This window comes from Mesorhizobium sp. M5C.F.Ca.ET.164.01.1.1, assembly GCF_004792125.1.
GTDB lineage: Bacteria > Pseudomonadota > Alphaproteobacteria > Rhizobiales > Rhizobiaceae > Mesorhizobium > Mesorhizobium wenxiniae.
The window spans coordinates 1,086,711-1,104,239 of the sequence record NZ_SRTG01000001.1 but is presented as its reverse complement, the minus strand read 5'-3'; the positions used below and the strand labels follow the sequence as shown (position 1 = coordinate 1,104,239).

General features: G+C 63.3%; 18 protein-coding genes. 10 read left to right on the top strand and 8 right to left on the bottom strand.

Annotated elements, in window-relative coordinates:
* Nucleotides 1–93: 93 nt before the first annotated feature.
* Nucleotides 94–645 (bottom strand): AprI/Inh family metalloprotease inhibitor, encoded by a 552-nt coding sequence (locus EN807_RS05270; RefSeq protein ID WP_127314779.1) that lies wholly within the window; start codon nucleotides 643–645, stop codon nucleotides 94–96.
* Between the two features lie 285 nt (nucleotides 646–930).
* On the opposite strand from EN807_RS05270, the gene EN807_RS05265 reads away from it, so the two are divergent.
* The 7 genes from EN807_RS05265 (at nucleotide 931) to EN807_RS05235 (ending at nucleotide 7,736) form a co-directional block, all read left to right on the top strand.
* Nucleotides 931–1,938: an MBL fold metallo-hydrolase gene (locus EN807_RS05265; protein ID WP_135934141.1), complete on the top strand. Its 1,008-nt coding sequence runs from the start codon at nucleotides 931–933 to the stop codon at nucleotides 1,936–1,938.
* An 83-nt stretch (nucleotides 1,939–2,021) separates the two neighbouring features.
* The gene (locus EN807_RS05260; protein ID WP_029349395.1) at nucleotides 2,022–2,183 is read left to right on the top strand and encodes a DUF1328 family protein; all 162 of its coding nucleotides are present in this window, start codon (nucleotides 2,022–2,024) and stop codon (nucleotides 2,181–2,183) included.
* 168 nt (nucleotides 2,184–2,351) lie between these two features.
* Complete coding sequence (gene dapF / locus EN807_RS05255) at nucleotides 2,352–3,236, top strand: diaminopimelate epimerase (RefSeq protein ID WP_135934140.1); 885 nt, start codon at nucleotides 2,352–2,354, stop codon at nucleotides 3,234–3,236.
* The gene (mtaB, locus tag EN807_RS05250) at nucleotides 3,236–4,537 is read left to right on the top strand and encodes a tRNA (N(6)-L-threonylcarbamoyladenosine(37)-C(2))-methylthiotransferase MtaB (RefSeq protein WP_135934139.1); all 1,302 of its coding nucleotides are present in this window, start codon (nucleotides 3,236–3,238) and stop codon (nucleotides 4,535–4,537) included. Before dapF ends, mtaB begins: the two co-directional genes overlap by 1 nt.
* 10 nt (nucleotides 4,538–4,547) lie before the next feature.
* Nucleotides 4,548–6,362, top strand: a complete 1,815-nt coding sequence (ftsY, locus tag EN807_RS05245) for a signal recognition particle-docking protein FtsY (RefSeq protein WP_135934138.1) — start codon at nucleotides 4,548–4,550, stop codon at nucleotides 6,360–6,362.
* A gap of 62 nt (nucleotides 6,363–6,424) precedes the next feature.
* Nucleotides 6,425–7,099 (top strand): septation protein A, encoded by a 675-nt coding sequence (locus EN807_RS05240; RefSeq protein ID WP_135934137.1) that lies wholly within the window; start codon nucleotides 6,425–6,427, stop codon nucleotides 7,097–7,099.
* Between the two features lie 16 nt (nucleotides 7,100–7,115).
* Nucleotides 7,116–7,736 (top strand): pyridoxamine 5'-phosphate oxidase family protein, encoded by a 621-nt coding sequence (locus EN807_RS05235; protein WP_135934136.1) that lies wholly within the window; start codon nucleotides 7,116–7,118, stop codon nucleotides 7,734–7,736.
* Nucleotides 7,737–7,805: 69 nt separating this feature from the next.
* On the opposite strand, the gene EN807_RS05230 is transcribed toward EN807_RS05235, so the two are convergent.
* Complete coding sequence (locus EN807_RS05230) at nucleotides 7,806–8,723, bottom strand: SMP-30/gluconolactonase/LRE family protein (protein WP_135934135.1); 918 nt, start codon at nucleotides 8,721–8,723, stop codon at nucleotides 7,806–7,808.
* Nucleotides 8,724–8,784: 61 nt separating this feature from the next.
* On the opposite strand from EN807_RS05230, the gene EN807_RS35410 reads away from it, so the two are divergent.
* The gene (locus EN807_RS35410) at nucleotides 8,785–9,195 is read left to right on the top strand and encodes a hypothetical protein (protein WP_189522473.1); all 411 of its coding nucleotides are present in this window, start codon (nucleotides 8,785–8,787) and stop codon (nucleotides 9,193–9,195) included.
* A 92-nt stretch (nucleotides 9,196–9,287) separates the two neighbouring features.
* On the opposite strand, the gene EN807_RS05220 is transcribed toward EN807_RS35410, so the two are convergent.
* From EN807_RS05220 to ccmA, 5 genes are all read right to left on the bottom strand, one after another.
* Nucleotides 9,288–10,331, bottom strand: coding sequence for a DUF2332 family protein (locus tag EN807_RS05220; RefSeq protein WP_135934134.1), 1,044 nt, complete (start codon nucleotides 10,329–10,331; stop codon nucleotides 9,288–9,290).
* A 15-nt stretch (nucleotides 10,332–10,346) separates the two neighbouring features.
* Nucleotides 10,347–10,925: a DsbE family thiol:disulfide interchange protein gene (locus EN807_RS05215; protein WP_135934133.1), complete on the bottom strand. Its 579-nt coding sequence runs from the start codon at nucleotides 10,923–10,925 to the stop codon at nucleotides 10,347–10,349.
* A complete protein-coding gene (gene ccmD / locus EN807_RS05210) occupies nucleotides 10,922–11,089 on the bottom strand; it encodes a heme exporter protein CcmD (protein WP_029349414.1) in 168 nt (55 codons plus the stop codon). The genes EN807_RS05215 and ccmD overlap by 4 nt, the downstream gene beginning before the upstream one ends.
* A 219-nt stretch (nucleotides 11,090–11,308) precedes the next feature.
* Nucleotides 11,309–11,974, bottom strand: a complete 666-nt coding sequence (gene ccmB, locus EN807_RS05205) for a heme exporter protein CcmB (RefSeq protein WP_135934132.1) — start codon at nucleotides 11,972–11,974, stop codon at nucleotides 11,309–11,311.
* A gap of 52 nt (nucleotides 11,975–12,026) precedes the next feature.
* The gene (gene ccmA / locus EN807_RS05200) at nucleotides 12,027–12,635 is read right to left on the bottom strand and encodes a heme ABC exporter ATP-binding protein CcmA (RefSeq protein ID WP_135934131.1); all 609 of its coding nucleotides are present in this window, start codon (nucleotides 12,633–12,635) and stop codon (nucleotides 12,027–12,029) included.
* Between the two features lie 284 nt (nucleotides 12,636–12,919).
* Here ccmA and acnA point away from each other — a divergent pair, with 284 nt between their 5' ends.
* Nucleotides 12,920–15,610 (top strand): aconitate hydratase AcnA, encoded by a 2,691-nt coding sequence (gene acnA, locus EN807_RS05195; RefSeq protein WP_135934130.1) that lies wholly within the window; start codon nucleotides 12,920–12,922, stop codon nucleotides 15,608–15,610.
* A gap of 38 nt (nucleotides 15,611–15,648) precedes the next feature.
* Here acnA and EN807_RS05190 read toward each other — a convergent pair whose 3' ends face one another.
* Nucleotides 15,649–16,323, bottom strand: a complete 675-nt coding sequence (locus tag EN807_RS05190; RefSeq protein WP_135934129.1) for a ceramidase domain-containing protein — start codon at nucleotides 16,321–16,323, stop codon at nucleotides 15,649–15,651.
* Between the two features lie 178 nt (nucleotides 16,324–16,501).
* On the opposite strand from EN807_RS05190, the gene EN807_RS05185 reads away from it, so the two are divergent.
* Nucleotides 16,502–17,320: a thioredoxin family protein gene (locus EN807_RS05185; protein WP_135934128.1), complete on the top strand. Its 819-nt coding sequence runs from the start codon at nucleotides 16,502–16,504 to the stop codon at nucleotides 17,318–17,320.
* Nucleotides 17,321–17,529 lie beyond the last annotated feature (209 nt).

The window sequence follows — 17,529 nt, the reverse complement described above, 5'->3', positions numbered from 1 at the left end:
GGTCCGGAATTGCGTATAAACAAAGACAGCAATTCCAGGAAAAGTGTGTAGCGGTTTTCCGTTCGGAATTGCGTAAAACAAATATGCGGCGGGTCAGCCTCTTGTAAGCGAGATCGGCAGGCCGTTGGAAGTCTGGCCGTCGAATTTCTCGCCGCCTGAGGAATAGAGCCGTGCCAGCGTGCCGCCATTCTCGTCGTACAGCGTCAACTGCTTGCCGGCGACGTTCCACGATTTGATGCCGTCGATCGGCGCCGGGCAATGCAGCGGTCCGGCCCGGTAGCCCGCGCCGAACTTGGTCTGCGGCGTCGCCACCTGGCAGCTCTGGCCGGACACACTGGCCTTCCACACGCCGGCGACGCTGCCTGCGGTAAGATCCGGGGCTCCGGCAGGAGCCGTCCCGTCCGGCGGCAGCGAGGCGACCTGGGGGTTTAGCGTCCCTTGCGGCGCCGTCGGAAATTTCGACGGGTCGGCTGTGCCGGGCGACGCCGGCGGCGGCAGCTGATTTGCGGTCACCTTGCCAGAGGGCGCGGCTTGCAGCGGCGACGGCTGCTCCTGGTCCATCGACGAGAACCGTGACGTTGAACAGCCGCTCGCAACGAGCGCGGCAAGCGATACGGCCAGCAGACCGGTTTTCGAAAAATTCATTTCAAACCTCCGTCGGATCCGGCTGGGGCTGCCGTCCGCACAATATCCCCTTCACCAAAATGGAGAAGGTGGCGAAATTTCAACCCGATATGGTTAAAATACCATTTGCGGCAGCATCTGTTGCAATTTTACCACAAAATGCATGCCGCCCAGCCTGCACCTGACCCGAGGCTGCCAGGGGTCTACCCGGACAAGCATGCCCTTGGCATTCCGGTCACCAAATGCTTGCGTCAATCGGCTTCGGTCCTATCTCTGATGAAACGGAACCCTGCCGGAGGCGAAACCTTGGCTGCGAGAAAAAGAGCCGCCAATCGCTATTACAGCGGCCCACCGAGCGATCATTTCGACGGCACCTTGTTCTTCAATCCCAACGGCAAGCCGCCTGCCCGCTTTTCCGATCTTTTGAAGTGGCAGCTGGGCGGCGAGCGCTCGAAATGGCCGGCGGCGAATCCGAGTCCGTTTCATCAGGCGACACCGGCCAAACGGATCGACGGCTCCGGGCTGAGGCTGACCATGGTCGGCCATTCCTCGCTGCTCATCCAGACGGCCGGCCTGAACATCCTCACCGACCCGGTCTGGTCGCGGCGTGTCTCGCCGCTCTCCTTTGCCGGGCCGAAACGGGTCAATCTGCCGGGTATCGCCTTTTCCAACCTGCCGCCGATCGACCTCGTATTGGTCAGCCACAACCACTACGACCATCTCGACCTCGCCACGCTGAAGCGGCTGAAGATAAAGCACGATCCGGTGGTGCTGACGCCGCTCGGCAATGACGCCATCATCGACGATGGCGTTCCCGGCGTGCGGCTTTCCGTGCATGACTGGGGCGAGAGGGTCGAGATCGGAAAGGACGTCGCCGTCTATGTCGAGCCGGTGCACCACTGGTCGGCGCGCGGCACCCGCGACCGGCGCATGGCGCTGTGGGCGGGATTTGTGGTCGAGACGCCGGGCGGAAGGGTCTATTTCGCCGGCGACACCGGTTTCCACGAAGGCATCAACTACCGGCTGATGGCCGAAAGGCACGGCGGCTTCCGCCTGGCCATCCTGCCGATCGGCGCCTACGAGCCGCGCTGGTTCATGGCGCCACACCACCAGAACCCGGAGGAGGCGGTGCGAGGCATGCTTTTGTGCAACGCCGCCCATGCTGCCGGCTGCCATTGGGGCACGTTCCGGCTGACCAACGAGCCGATCGACGAGCCGGCCAGAAAGCTTGAAGCCCTCGACGATCAAGGTATCCCGCAAGAACGCTTTCGCGCCTTGCGTCCCGGCGAAGTCTGGGACGTGCCGGCGGTCTAGGCAGGCGGCCGGCTTCGCGGCGAGCGGAACGCCGTAAACGCGTTGGCAGGTATCCACAACCGTCGGCTGCGAGGTTTTTTCTCATGATCAAATGGATTGTCATTCTTCTGATCATCGCGGCCGCGGCAAGCCTGCTCGGTATGCCGGCATTGGCCGGAGCCGCCGCCACCGGCGCCCGTATCCTCATCGGCATCGTGCTGATCATCTTCTTGCTGATCGTGCTTGGCGTCTTCGCGGTGGCCTAATGCATGTCGCGCAAAAGTGCGCAGCAGAAAGCACGTGCGCTGGTTCAAAAATGTCAGAGCGTACTTTGTGCGTCCAAATGGACGCACGTCGCTCTGACGTCCGCACACTGGTAATTTCGGCCGGTATCCGCCATATAGGCGCCAAACCGGCATGAGACCTTTCGATCCATGGCAAGCACTGCCCCCTTCGCCAAGATGAACGGCATTGGCAACGAGATCATCGTTGCCGACATGCGCGGTCGCGCCGATCGGGTGACGCCGGCTGCCGCCCTTGCGCTCAATGCCGATGCCGCGACGGAATTCGATCAGATCATGGCGATCCACGACGCCAGGACGCCGGGCACCGCCTTTTTCATCGACATCCTGAATTCCGACGGAACCGGCGCGCAGGCCTGCGGCAACGGCATGCGCTGCGTGGTGCAGGCACTTGCCGCCGAGACCGGCCAGAAGACATTCGCCTTCGAGACCGTCGCCGGCATCCTCAACGCCGAAGAACATGCCGACGGGCTGATCTCGGTCGACATGGGCAAGCCGCGTTTAGGCTGGCAGGATATTCCGCTCGCCGAGGAATTCCGCGATACCCGCATGATCGAGCTGCAGATCGGCCCGATCGACGCGCCTGTGCTGCATTCGCCCTCGGTCGTGTCGATGGGCAATCCGCATGCCATCTTCTGGGTCGACCGCGATATCTGGTCTTACGAGCTCGACCGCTTCGGCCCGCTGCTCGAAAACCACCCGATCTTCCCCGAACGCGCCAACATCACCATCGCGCAAGTGACCTCGCCCGAGACGATGGTCATCCGCACCTGGGAGCGCGGCGCTGGCCTGACCAAGGCGTGCGGCTCGGCCGCGTGCGCCGCGGTGGTTGCCGCGGCCCGCACCAAGCGGACTGGACGCAGCGTCACGCTGATGACGCCCGGTGGCGGCTCGCTGCATGTCGAATGGCGCGGCGACGACCACGTCATCCTCACCGGTGCCGCCGAATGGGAATTTTCCGGCAGCTTCGACCCGTCGACCGGCGTGTGGGCCCGCGACACCGAAAGCGCCGCCTGATGGCTCCTCTTGCCAAGAAGGGGGTAGACGTCGTCACCTTCGGCTGCCGGCTGAACACCTACGAATCCGAGGTGATGCGGCGGGAGGCGGAGAGCGCCGGCCTTGGCGCGCTGGAAGGCGGCGCAATCATCTTCAACACTTGCGCCGTCACCGGCGAGGCGGTGCGCCAGGCAAAACAGTCGATCCGCAAGGCCCGGCGCGAGAACCCGGCCGCCCGCATCATCGTCACCGGCTGCGCGGCGCAGACCGAGCCGCAGAATTTCGTCGCCATGGACGAGGTCGATCTCGTCCTCGGCAATGAAGAGAAGCTGAAGGCGCATTCCTATCGCGCGCTGCCGGATTTCGGCGTCAACGATACCGAGAAGGCTCGCGTCAACGATATCTTTTCGGTACGCGAGACGGCCGGCCACATGGTCGACGCCATCGAGGGCCGGGCGCGGGCCTTCGTCCAGGTGCAGAACGGCTGCGACCACCGCTGCACCTTCTGCATCATCCCCTATGGCCGCGGCAATTCGCGCTCTGTGCCGATGGGCGCCGTTGTCGAGCAGGTCGAGCGGCTGAGTGGCAATGGTTATGCCGAGATCGTGCTGACCGGCGTCGACATGACCAGTTTCGGCGCCGACCTGCCTGGCAGCCCGAAACTCGGCAAATTGGTCAAGACGATCCTGAAGCAGGTGCCTGGCGTGAAACGCCTGCGTCTCTCGTCGATCGATTCGATCGAGGCTGACGACGATCTGCTCGACGCGATTGCCACCGAGCCTCGGCTGATGCCGCATCTGCATCTGTCGCTGCAGGCGGGTGACGACATGATCCTGAAGCGGATGAAGCGGCGGCACAACCGGGATCAATCGATCCGTTTTTGCGAGGATTTGCGCAAATTGCGTCCCGGCATCGTCTTCGGCGCCGACATCATTGCCGGCTTCCCGACCGAGACGGACGCTATGTTCGAAAAATCGCTGGAAATAGTCGAGGAATGCGGGCTGACGCATCTCCACGTCTTCCCCTTCTCGCCGCGCGAAGGCACCCCCGCCGCGCGCATGCCGCAGCTCCGCCGCGAGGTGGTCAAGCAGCGTGCGGCACGGCTGCGCGCCGCCGGTGACGCCGCTTATCGCCGCCATCTCGCTGCACTCGCCGGAACACGCCAGTCGATCCTGGTCGAGCGCGACGGGCTCGGCCGCACCGAAGGCTTTACGCTTGCCACGATCTCCGCGGGCGCGCCGGGCGAAATCGTTGACGCGATCGTGGCCGGCCATGACGGAACCCGCCTGATCGCGGCGCCGCTTGCCGCCCGCGCCGCTTGAGACGCAAAACATGGCTGGTTTTTTCAAGAAGATATTTTCGTTCGGCAAGAAGGAAGTGGTCGACGAGCGGATCGATGAGTCAACACCCCTGCCGCCGATCAAATGGGATGCGCTGGAGGCGCTGAAACCGGCCTCCGAGCAGACCGTTCCGGAATTTTTGAAACGCGAAGGGCCTCGGCCCGAAGCGGAAGCTGTGCCTCCGCCGCCAGTCGAGCCGGAAGCACCGCCCGCGTCGCAGCCGGCGCCTGTTGAAGAGGCCGAGCCCGAACCTGCGCCGACAATTCGGCCCGAGCCGGACATCCAGCCGGAACCTGCTCCGGTCGAGGAGCCGGAGGCGCCCGCCGAACAGGCCGCGCCAAAGGAGATTCCGGTCGCTCCCGTCATTCGCCAGCCAGCTCGGGAGCCAGATCCGGAGGAAATTCCTGAGCCAGAGCCGACGCAGGAGATCGTCCAGTCTGAGCGTCCGTCATCCGAACGTGGCGCTGCCCCTCATCCGCCTGCCGGCACCTTCTCCCGGTATAGGGACGGGGAGAAGGGTGCTGATCGTCATGCCGAGCCTCCTTTTGAAAGCGGCAAAGAAGAAGCTCCTACGCTGACGCCCCCCTCTCCCCGTCCTTTACGGGGAGAGGGTAAGGGTGAGGGGCAGCGCGGACCTGCGCAAGATGCCGCACCGCCGGCCGAGCCCCCCTCAACAGCGCCCGAGCCTGAAGCGCCGCCAGCCGAAATCCCGCCCCCCATTCGCCAGCCGACGCCGGTCGAGGCAAAGCCGGTCCTTGCCGAGATCGCACCGGAGCCGGAGGCCGTTCCGCAGCCGCCGCCGGAGCCAAAGCCCGCCCCCGGCAAGGTCACCGTAACCAAGAAGGTCGAGCAGAGAGCCGAACCGCAGAAGGCGCCGGAACCGGCACCGAAACGCTCTTGGTTCCAGCGCATGAAGGAGGGGCTTGCCCGCTCTTCCCGGGAACTGTCCGGCAACATCGCCGGCGTCTTCACCAGGCGCAAGCTCGACGAGGACACGCTGCAGGATCTGGAGGACGTGCTGATCCGCGCCGATCTCGGCATGGAGACGGCCTTGCGCATCACCGATTCGCTGGCCGCCAGCCGCTACGGCAAGGACGTCTCCGAGGCGGAAGTCCGCGCCATCATGGCGACCGAAGTGGAGAAGGTGCTGACCCATGTCGCTTTGCCGCTGGAGCTCGACCTCAGCCACAAGCCGCATGTCATCCTTGTCGTCGGCGTCAACGGCACCGGCAAGACCACGACCATCGGCAAACTGGCGGCAAAGCTCACCGATGGCGGCCTGTCGGTGATGCTCGCAGCCGGCGACACGTTCCGCGCCGCGGCGATCGAGCAGTTGAAGATCTGGGGCGAGCGCACCAAGTCGCCGGTCATCGCCTCGAAGCTTGGCGCCGATGCGGCAGGTCTTGCTTACGAGGCCTTCGAACAGGCCAAGCAAGCCGGCTCCGACGTGCTGATCATCGACACCGCCGGGCGGCTGCAGAACAAGACCGAGCTGATGGCGGAACTGGAAAAGATCGTCCGGGTGCTGGGCAAGCTCGATCCGGAGGCGCCGCACACCGTGCTGCAGACGGTCGACGCCACCACCGGCCAGAACGCGCTCAACCAGGTCGAGATCTTCCGCAATGTCGCCGGCGTCAACGGCCTGGTGATGACCAAGCTGGACGGCACCGCACGCGGCGGTATTCTGGTGGCGATCGCGGCAAAGCACAAATTGCCGGTCTATTTCATCGGCGTCGGCGAACAGGTCGACGACCTCGAACCATTCTCCGCAAGCGAGTTCGCCAGGGCGATCGCTGGAGTGGCGTAACAAGCATGATCCCAAAAAGTCGCAGACTTCTTGGATAGGGTCATGCGCAAGAAGGAAAGCCTATGAACCCGCGCATCCTCGAACGCGACCCATCCGACCCGCAGAAACAGAAGAAGGAAGGCGTCAATCCGCTGCTCAAGATGGTGCTGGAGCTCGGCCCGTTGATGGTGTTCTTCTTCGCCAACGCCCGCAGCGCATGGCTGACGCAGAAATTTCCGGCGCTGGCCGAATTCGGCGGGCCGATCTTCGTCGCCACCGGCCTGTTCATGGCCGCGACCGCGATCGCGCTGATCGCTTCCTGGCTGCTCACCCGCACCTTGCCGATCATGCCGATGGTATCGGGCGTCGTCGTCTTCGTCTTCGGCGCGCTGACGCTCTATCTGCAGGACGACATCTTCATCAAGATGAAGCCGACCATCGTCAACATGCTGTTTGGCGGCGTGCTGCTCGGCGGGCTGTTCTTCGGCAAGTCGCTGCTCGGCTACGTCTTCGATTCGGCTTTCAGCCTCGATGCCGAGGGCTGGAAGAAACTCACCTTCCGCTGGGGCGTGTTTTTCCTGTTTCTGGCCCTTGTCAACGAAGTGGTCTGGCGGAATTTTTCCACCGACGCCTGGGTTACTTTCAAGGTCTGGGGGATCATGCCGATCACGCTTCTTTTCACCTTCAGCCAGATGCCGCTGATCATGCGCCATTCGCTTGAAGGTAAGACCGGAAACGAAGAGAAGGCCGGCAAGTAACGGTTAAGGAGAAGGCATGGAATTCGTCACCACGCGCGAGGAGCTGAGAACGATCTACAAGACGCCTCGGCCGACCGACGGCTCGATCCGCAAGGAATTGAAGGCGCTGGATGGCCACAGCCGTTCCTTCATCGGCAAAAGCCCGTTCGTGCTTATCGGCTCCTCCGACCGCGCCGGCAATGCCGATGTGACGCCGAAGGGCGACAGACCGGGCTTCGCCGCCGTGCTTGACGAGAAGACCATCGCCATCCCCGACCGGCCCGGCAACAACCGGCTCGACACGCTGGAGAACATTCTTCTCAACCCCTCGGTCGGACTGCTCTTTCTCATTCCAGGCATGGATGAGACACTGCGCGTCAACGGCGATGCCCGCATCACCGTCAATGCGGCTTTGCGCGAGCGGCTCGCCGTCGACGGCAAGGAACCGCAAAGCGTCGTCCTGGTGACGGTCAAGGCCGCCTACATGCATTGCGCCAAGGCTTTCATGCGCTCCGATTTGTGGAAGCCGGAAACCTGGTACGACCGCGCGACGCTGCCGACGCTCGGTCAGATCCTGCGCGACCAGCTGGCGCTCGCCGATTCGGCCGAGGCGACCGATCGCTGGCTGGACGAAGAATACAAACACACCATGTGGTAAATCTGCTCGGGCGCGATCCGCCCGAGAAGGCATAGCAATGTGCTCGCTTGCATATTGCTTGGCGGCCGCTCAGTAGGTCTTTGCGCCGTTGACCATCAGCCGGACCATGTAGAGCGAGGTCGTGCCGGCGATGTAGAGGCAGTTCAGCTTGTTGCCGCCGAACACGCAATTGGCGACGACTTCCGGCACCTTGATCCTGCCGATCAGCGTTCCGTCCGGATCGTAGCAATGGATGCCGTCGGCGGCACTCGTCCAGATCCGCCCTTGATCATCGAGCCTGAAGCCATCGAACAGGCCGGCCGTGCAGTCGGCGAAGACATTTCCGCCGGAGACCTTCCTGCCGCCCTCGTCGACATTGAACACCCGCATATGCGCCGGATTCTGGGCGCCATGCGTGCGACCGGTGTCGACGACGTAGAGCTTGCTCTCGTCGAGCGAGAAGGCAAGCCCGTTGGGCCTGACCATATCGGTGATCACCGCTTCGATCTCACCGGTGCCGGGGTCGGCCCGGTAGACATGACAGGCGCCGATCTCGCTCTCGGCCTTGTCGCCCTCGTAATCCGTATCGATGCCGTAGGTCGGGTCGGTGAACCAGATCGAACCATCGGACTTGACCACCGCGTCGTTGGGCGAGTTCAGCCGTTTGCCGCGCCATTTGTCGGCGATGGTGGTGATCGAGCCGTCGTGCTCGGTGCGGCTGACGCGGCGGCCCGAATGCTCGCAAGTGACCAGCCGGCCCTGCCGGTCGACGGTGTTGCCGTTGGAATTGCCCGACGGCTGCCGAAACACGCTGACGCTGCCATCGGTCTCGTCGTAACGCAGCATGCGGTTGTTCGGGATGTCGGACCACACCACATAGCGACCGGCCGCAAACCAGGCCGGCCCTTCCGCCCACCGGCATCCGGTGAACAGCTTGTCCACCTGCGCGTTGCTGTTGAACAGCCGCGCAAAGCGCGGATCGAGAATCTCGTAGTCTTCGGCGGCCATGGTTTCCTCCCGGTCATGCAAATCGCTAGTGCCGGGGCGATCAAGCCAGCCGGAGATCGATATGGCAAGATCGTTGATAATCGGTCTCACCGCATCTTCAGACATCGGGGCAAAACGCGGCAAGGCCGCCCTTGCTCGACGTGGCCTAAACGACGGCGCTCATGTGCCGTTAACCGGCTATGCGCTCAGTGCAATGGTGCATTGCAACATCTTCTTTTTGCAACGCACCATAACTATGTCATGCTCCAAATCGATCAGGGAGGAACAACCTGCCGCAACAATGCGGCACAGAAGGAACCTCGCTATGATTCTCGACAGCCTCATGAGCCGCGCTCGCACCAGCATCGCCAAGCGCCGGCAATACAACCGTCTCGTCGCCGAAATCGACTCCTTTTCCAGCCGCGATCTGGCCGACATGCGCGCCGACCGCAGCGAAATGCTCTACCAGGTCCACAAGCAGATCTACGGCTGAGGCGAACGCATGATCCCGAACCGAAGTGTCAGCGCAGCAAAAGTTGCAGACTTTCGGACGAGATCATGCGCAACCAGAACTGTTTGATCGGCTTAGCCGATCCATTCGATCCAGCGGCCGTGGTAATCGCAATTGGCTAGGCGGCGTGTCTCGCCGCCGGGCCATAGAGTGAGGCTGAGTACCGCCCACTTCTTTGTGGGATCGCGCGGCTCCATCCTCAGCCTTGCGATAGGCGCAACGGCCGTGGCCTCTCTGCCCGCCTGCTCCAGCGTGGCGGCGATGGCATCCTTGGTCGCCCGCGGCAGGTATTGCCACATGATCGAGTGATAGAGCACGAAGGCGCCGCCCGGCTGCCGTGCCGCCAGCGCCTTCTCGACAAAATCCGCCGCGTCCGCTTCGACAGGCAGCGGTTGAAACTTTTCGGCAAGTGACAGCGCGGCGTCGAGCCGGGCCAGTCGTGCCGTCTGATCGGCCCAGACGTAAGACCGAAGCCGTAACCGCGCCGCTGCGTCGGCGACGTCGACCGGCGCGATGTCGCAGCCGGCGCGATGGCGGACGTTGATCGCTCCTCCAAGCGGAACAGCGTGGCCGCGCACCTCCGGTGCCAACCGGACTGGGGAGGCCGGGTCTCCCCACTCGGCATCGCCGTAGCGGTAGTGAAAGCTGTCGAACAGGAGATTGAGCCCGGCGCTGGCGCCGATCTCGCACAGATCCAGCGGCAGGCCGGTTTCCCGCGCCACCATCAGAAATCCAGGCAGCAGCATCGCCGACCGGGCGATTTCATTGGTCTGCGGCGCGCCGGCGAGGCCGGCGATGATCTGCTCGTCGGATCGCGCAATTGCCTTCGGCAGCACCCTCACGGTCTCGGATTCGCTTGTCTGGTTGGGCGGATAGATCAGTGCCAGTCGCTCACTGGCACCCGTCAGGACCAACGCATGCAGCGCGCCGCACACGCGCAATGCGAGGCCGTCGGCGCGCGCGTCGCCCGGCCAGCCGAGCACCGCCCGCCCGGTCCTGGTGTTTGCGTCGAGAACCTTGGCCAGCGCACGGCATAAATTCGCGGTGAAAGGTGAGCCAAGTCCATCGCAGGCTTTCGCCTGAGCCAGAAAATGGTCGCGGATCTCTCGTTCGTCCATCGCGTTTTCGGCGTCTCAGCCCGGAGCGGCCAGCGCCTTCTCGATCTCGGGCAAAAGCAGCGTCTGTGCCGAGCCTGGCGTCAGCGGGCCGACATGTTTGTATGAGATCTTGCCGTCCCTGCCGATGACGAAGGTTTCCGGCACGCCGTAGACGCCCCAGTCGATTGCCGCGCGCCCCGTCGGGTCGACGCCGATCGCCTGGAACGGGTTGCCGAGATTGCCGAGGAACCGGCGGGCGTTTTCCGGCTGGTCTTTGTAGTTGAGCGCGGCGATGACGAAGCGCTTGTCCTGCGACAGCGCCAGCAGCACAGGATGCTCGTCGCGGCACGGCCCGCACCACGACGCGAAGACATTGACCAGCGTAACCTTGCCGGCGAACTGCTTGGAGTCGAGCCCGGGCAAATTCATGCCCTCCAGCGCCGGCAGGTTGGTCGGCGGCGCGGGCAGGCCGATCAGCGCCGATGGCACTTCCGAAGTGTCGCGGCCGGACAGCAGCTGCGTCAGGAACAGTCCCGCCAGCCCGAGGAAAATCAGCAGCGGCAAAAGCACGATCAGGCGCCGCGCGCGCGCCGGCGTTTCCGTTTGCATGCTCATGATTTCCCCGCCTTGTCGGAGCGCCGCCGCACGCCGGACGCTTCCAACTCGGCGAGGTCCCTCTTGCGCGCACGCTGGTCGAACAGGATCCAGCCGATCAGCCCGGCCAGAACCACGGCCGTGATGGCATAGGCAGCGGTCACATAAAGGGCGTGTACGCTCATTGCTCGATCCAAGGCTTCTTGCAGCGAAGTTCATAGCTGCACTGGCTGTTCGTCGCAATGACCGGCGTCTGCGGCGGATTTGCGGTCACTCGGAATCGGAAGGTGCAGGCTATGCCCGTCGATTGATTTCGGCCTTGGTGATCTCGACAGAAGACAGGTCCGGATAGTGGCCGTAGATGGTCTGGAGAAAGATCGGATTTTCTATGCGTAGCGGCCACATCAGTCCGCCCCATGACGCAGCGCCAACGCTGCCGCAACCGGCCCCAGCACGGCAAGAAATAAGGTCAGCGCGGCGAGGATGAGGAAAGGCTGCAGGAACGGATCGGGGTTCGTCACCGCGCCATAGCTTGCCGACACGCCAAAGATCAGCACAGGAATGGTCAGCGGCAGCACCAGCACCGAGATCAGCAGCCCGCCGCGCGGCAGCGCCACCGCCACCGCCGCACCGGCAGCGCCGATGAAGGTGATCGCCGGCGTGCCGACCAGAAGGGTCAGCGCCGTGGCGCCGATACCGATCGGCTCCATATTCATGAACAGGCCGAGCAAAGGTGCCGCGATGACCAGCGGCAGCACGCTTCCCGCCCAATGCGCCAGGCATTTCGTCAGTACGGTCAGCGCCAGCATCTGCCGGTCGTTGCCGAGCACCAGCAGATCGAGCGAGCCGTCTTCCCGGTCGGCCTGGAACAATCGGTCGAGACCGAGCAGGCAAGCGAGCAAGGCGCCGATCCACAGGATCGCCGGGCCGATGCGGGCAAGCAGATTGAGGTCCGGCCCGACGCCGAAGGGGATCGTGGCGATCACCGCGAGAAAGAAGATCACGCCGGTCAGCGCCCCGCCACCGGCCCGGATACTCAGGCGGATATCGCGCAGGAAGAGGGCTAGCATGGTGTGAGACGCCCTTGCCTAGGACAGAGGGGGGCGCGAAGGAATGCCGACATTACCCAGTTTCCCCCATCACCAGCGCTTGTGCCCCGTCGAGCCCCAATGGCAAATGCGTTGCCGCAATGACTATCCCGCCTTCTCCGCAATGCTGCGTCATCAATCGGGCGAATCGCTCTTCCGAAGCCTTGTCCAGCCCGGCCGTCGGCTCGTCGAGCAGCCACAGCGGTCGCCGACTGACCAGCAGCTTTGCGATCGCCGCGCGGCGGCGTTGCCCGGTGGAGAGATAGCCGAACGGCAGATGGCCGATACCATCAAGCCCGACCATTTCCAGCGCCGCTTCAGCGCTCAAAAAATCCGCGCCCGAAAAATCGCGCCAGAAGCGCAGATTTTCCGCCACGCTCAGCGCCGTCTTCATCGCGTTCTGGTGGCCGAGATAGTGGCAAGCCGAGGCGACTGACGGAAAATCCTCGCCGCCGCCTTCGATAAGCAAACGGCCTGCCGCCACCGGCAGCAGCCCGGCGACGACCCTGAGCAGCGTCGATTTCCCGGCGCCGTTCGGCCCGGTGACGATCAGCGCCTGGCCTTTCTCAAGGGCAAAGCCGATGCCGGAAAAGACCGCCTCGCCGCCGCGTTCGCCGCCCAGATTTTCGGCGATCAGCCGCATTCATTCCCCTTCGCCGAAAGTCCTAGCGCGGCTTCGGTGCGCCGCAACAAAAATGGCGATTCCGTGTCTAGAACTATTCCAGGAAATTCTCTATATGCGGGTCATCCGTGCCAGCGGTCGGCACGGGAACAGAATTAGCGCCGAACCAGCGCACGCGCCGCCTTGAACGGCTCGGGTTGGCTGGGAACGGACAGCGGAAATGGCCGTACCCGCACCTTTGCGCGTGATTGCATGCCATCGGCGTCCGTTCCCTTTCAGGCTGAACAGACAAGGACGGACCGCACGTGTCAAAATCCCTCGATAGTTTCAATTGCCGCCGCACGCTGACCGCTGGTGGCGCCGAGTATGTCTATTACGACCTCATAGAGGCCGAGAAGAACGGCCTCACCGGCATCGCCCAGTTGCCCTATTCGATGAAGGTGCTGCTGGAGAACCTGCTGCGCAACGAAGACGGCCGTTCCGTCACCAAGGAGAGCATCCAGGCGGTCGCCGGCTGGCTGACCGACAGGGGAACCGCGGGCGTCGAGATTGCCTATCGCCCGGCCCGTGTGCTGATGCAGGATTTTACCGGCGTTCCGGCCGTGGTCGACCTGGCCGCCATGCGCGATGCCATGGCCTCGCTCGGCGGCAACCCGCAAAAGATCAATCCGCTGGTGCCGGTCGACCTGGTCATCGACCACTCGGTCATCGTCGATGAATTCGGCACGCCGCTGGCTTTCGCCCGCAATGTCGAGCTTGAGTACGAGCGCAACGAGGAGCGCTACAAATTCCTCAAATGGGGCCAGCAGGCCTTCCGCAATTTCCGCGTCGTGCCACCCGGCACCGGCATCTGCCACCAGGTCAATCTCGAATATCTCGGCCAGGTCGTGTGGACCAACACTGAAGGCGGCGAAACCACCGCCTACCCCGATACCTGCGTCGGCACCGATTCGCACACCACCATGATCAACGGCCTTGGCGTGCTCGGCTGGGGCGTCGGCGGCATCGAGGCCGAGGCCGCCATGCTCGGCCAGCCCGTCTCCATGCTGTTGCCCGAAGTCATCGGCTTCCGCCTCACCGGCAGACTGAGGGAAGGCGTAACCGCCACCGACCTCGTGCTCACCGTCACTCAGATGCTGCGCAAGAAGGGCGTCGTCGGCAAATTCGTCGAGTTCTTCGGTCCGGGTCTGTCCAACATGACGCTGGCCGACCGCGCTACTATCGGCAACATGGCGCCTGAATATGGCGCCACCTGCGGCTTCTTCCCGGTTGATGGCGAAACCATCCGCTACCTCACCATGTCCGGCCGCGAGGAAAACCGCATCGCGCTGGTCGAGGCATACGCCAAGGCGCAAGGCATGTGGCGCGATACCGGCTCGGCCGACCCGGTCTTCACCGACCTGCTCGAGCTCGATCTCGGCAGTGTCGTGCCGTCGATGGCCGGCCCCAAGCGTCCGGAAGGCCGCGTAGCGCTGGAAGACATTCCGACCGGCTTCGCCAAGGCGATGGAAACCGAATACAAGAAGGCCGCCGAAATCGACAAGCGCTATGCCGTCGAGGGCACGGACTACGACCTTGGCCATGGCGACGTCGTCATTGCCGCCATCACCTCCTGCACCAACACCTCGAACCCGAGCGTGCTGATCGGCGCCGGGCTTTTGGCGCGCAACGCAAACCGGCTCGGGCTCAAGCAGAAGCCGTGGGTCAAGACATCGCTGGCGCCGGGCAGCCAGGTCGTCGCCGAATATCTGGAGAAATCCGGCCTGCAGAAGGAACTCGACCAGATCGGCTTCAACCTGGTCGGCTTCGGCTGCACCACCTGCATCGGCAATTCCGGCCCGTTGCCGGCGCCGATCTCCAAGACTATCAACGATAAAGGTTTGATTGCTGCCGCGGTGCTTTCCGGCAACCGCAATTTCGAGGGCCGCGTCTCGCCCGACGTGCAGGCGAACTACCTCGCTTCGCCGCCGCTGGTCGTCGCCCACGCGCTGGCCGGGACCGTGACCAAGGATCTGACCACGGAGCCGCTCGGCGAGGACCGTGACGGCAACCCGGTCTACCTCCGGGACATCTGGCCGAGCTCGGTCGAGATCCAGGAGTTCATCGAGAAGAACGTGACGCGCGAACTGTTCGCCCGCAAATATGCCGACGTCTTCAAGGGCGACGAATACTGGCAGAACGTCAAGGCGCCGGAAGGCCAGACCTACGCCTGGGACGACCATTCGACCTATGTGCAGAACCCGCCTTATTTTGCCGGTATGACATCAGGCTTTGGGACAATCGGCGACATCAAGGGCGCCCGAGTGCTTGGCCTGTTCGGCGACAAGATCACCACCGACCATATCTCGCCGGCCGGCTCGATCAAGGCGGCCTCGCCGGCCGGCAAATACTTAACCGACCATGGCGTCGGCGTTGCCGACTTCAACCAATACGGCACACGGCGCGGCAATCACGAGGTGATGATGCGCGGCACCTTCGCCAACATCCGCATCCGCAACCACATGCTGGGCGAGAACGGCCGCGAGGGCGGCTACACCATCCACTATCCGTCGAAGGAAGAGAAATCGATCTACGACGCCGCCATGGAGTACAAGAAGGAGGGCGTGCCGCTGGTCATTTTCGCCGGTGTCGAATACGGCAACGGCTCGTCGCGCGACTGGGCGGCCAAGGGCACCAACCTCCTGGGCGTTCGCGCCGTCATCGCTCAGTCGTTCGAGCGCATCCACCGCTCGAACCTGGTTGGCATGGGCGTCATCCCCTTCGTCTTCGAGGAGGGCACCTCATGGGCGTCGCTCAACCTCAAGGGCGACGAACTGGTCGAGATCGACGGACTGAGTGCCATCAAGCCGCGCCAGAAGATGGTCGCGAAGATCACCTATGGCGACGGCAGGGTGAAGAACATTCCGATCATCTGCCGCATCGATACACTGGACGAGCTCGACTACTTCAAGAACGGCGGCATCCTGCAATATGTGCTGCGCGATCTGGCTGCTTAAGCAGCAAGGGAATAGGGCTTGGGCAGTAGGGAATAGGACTACTGCCTACTGCCTACTGCCTTCCCAAACCGCGCCGCCGCCGCCAGCAGCACACCGAGCATCAGCCCGTTGAGGATGTGCCACAGGAAATGCGTCCCGAGCGGGAAGCTGCCGCAGACCAGCGGATCGATCATCCTGAAGATGACCGACACGACGAAGATCGCCGAGCCTGCCAGATTGTACCAGCCGGCGCGGTTGCCGCTCGCCGCCACTAAGACGCCGAAGAAGGCGAGCGCCAGGAAGGGCGGCAGATAGCCGGTCGTGCCATTCGATGCCTGGCGCAACCAGTCCGGCACGGCCCAGGTCAATAACCCGGTGACGGCATAGAAGGCGACGAAGATGGCGATCGCCTTGCCCCATTTCATGCCGAGGAAACGGCGCAGGTTGACCAGCGTGTAGGCCAGTGTGAACCCGGCGATCGGCAGCACGTCGGCCCAGACCGTGCCATGGTTGGCAAAGGTGTGGAACAGCGCCGAGCCGACGCCGATCGCCACCACCCACCAGGCCAGCACTTCGGCGAAGATGCCGGTGCCACGCCGGCGCACCTCTCGGACACCCCACAGCCCGGCGACAAGAAAAGCCAGATTGGTCAGTGCGTTGACCGGCTCGGCCCAGAGCTCCGGCCCGACCCGCTCGCAGTACAGGTCGACCGGCGTCAGGAGAGTTTGCCACATGCTGATTGTTGCCCGAATCTGTATCTACCCGGAAGTGTAGCCCGTCCTATTGCGCCCTTGCAGTTGGTTACAACGGTAAAATTTCACCGCAACGTGACTTCCCGTTGACTGCCGCTTCTGCCACATATTTCGCCAATCAGAATAATGCCGGCCATCACCGGCGGGAGTCGAAACGGCTATGACACCTCGAAGACCATTGCGGCTTGCGGCATTTGCGCTGGCCCTCTCGGTGTTTGCCGGCGCTGGACTTGCCGGCAATGCGCTTGCCGGCGAGGCCGGCAAGCCCCAGGCTGACAAAGCCTCGACTGACCAACCCTTGGGCGTGGTCGAGCTCTTCACTAGCCAGGGCTGCAATTCCTGCCTGCCGGCCGATGAATTCTTCGCCGAGCTTGCCACCAAGGAGAACATCGTCGCGCTCGCCTATCATGTCGACTACTGGGATTATCTCGGTTGGAAGGACACGCTGAGCCGCAAGGAGAACACCGAGCGGCAATATGAGTATATGCGTGCCTTCGGCAGCCGCTCGGTCTACACGCCGCAGGCCGTTATCAATGGCCGCAGCCATGTCAGCGGCGCCAGCCGCAAGGAAGTCGACGGCGCGCTCGCCCGCATGGAGAGATCAGGCGAAGGCATGCGGGTCAGCATCAAGGTCAGCCGGACCAGCGACCGCGTCACGATCGACGCCGGCGATGCCGGGGCCGGCCCCAGCGATGCCCATGTCGTCATCGTCTATTTCGACCCGCCGCAGACGATCAAGATCGGCAAGGGCGAAAACACCGGCCGCAGCATGACCTACTGGAACGCCGTCTCCGGCATCCAGACCGCCGGGATGTGGCACGGCAAGGCGCAGCGCTACGAATTGCCGATGAGTGTGATCTCCAAGAAAGGCGGCTGCGCCGTGCTGCTGCAATCGGTGGGCAAGGACGGCTTGCCGGGCCCCATTCTGGGCGCCGCCTTAATCCACAAGCCTTTACCGGCTGCGCATTCTCGCCCATAGCATATTGCAGCCAAACGTCTTCGTTTGGCGTCCGACAAAATGCGTTAAATAGTAGAGAGAGCGCGGTTATGGTTCCACCAAAACGGAATGCGCTATCCACTTCCATCCAGGCATAAAAAACCGGCGTCAGCTTGCTTCTGACGCCGGTCATTTAGGTTTTGGGATCGTCGCACCCGATTTTTCTCAGGGAAAAACCGAGGTTGGTTCGA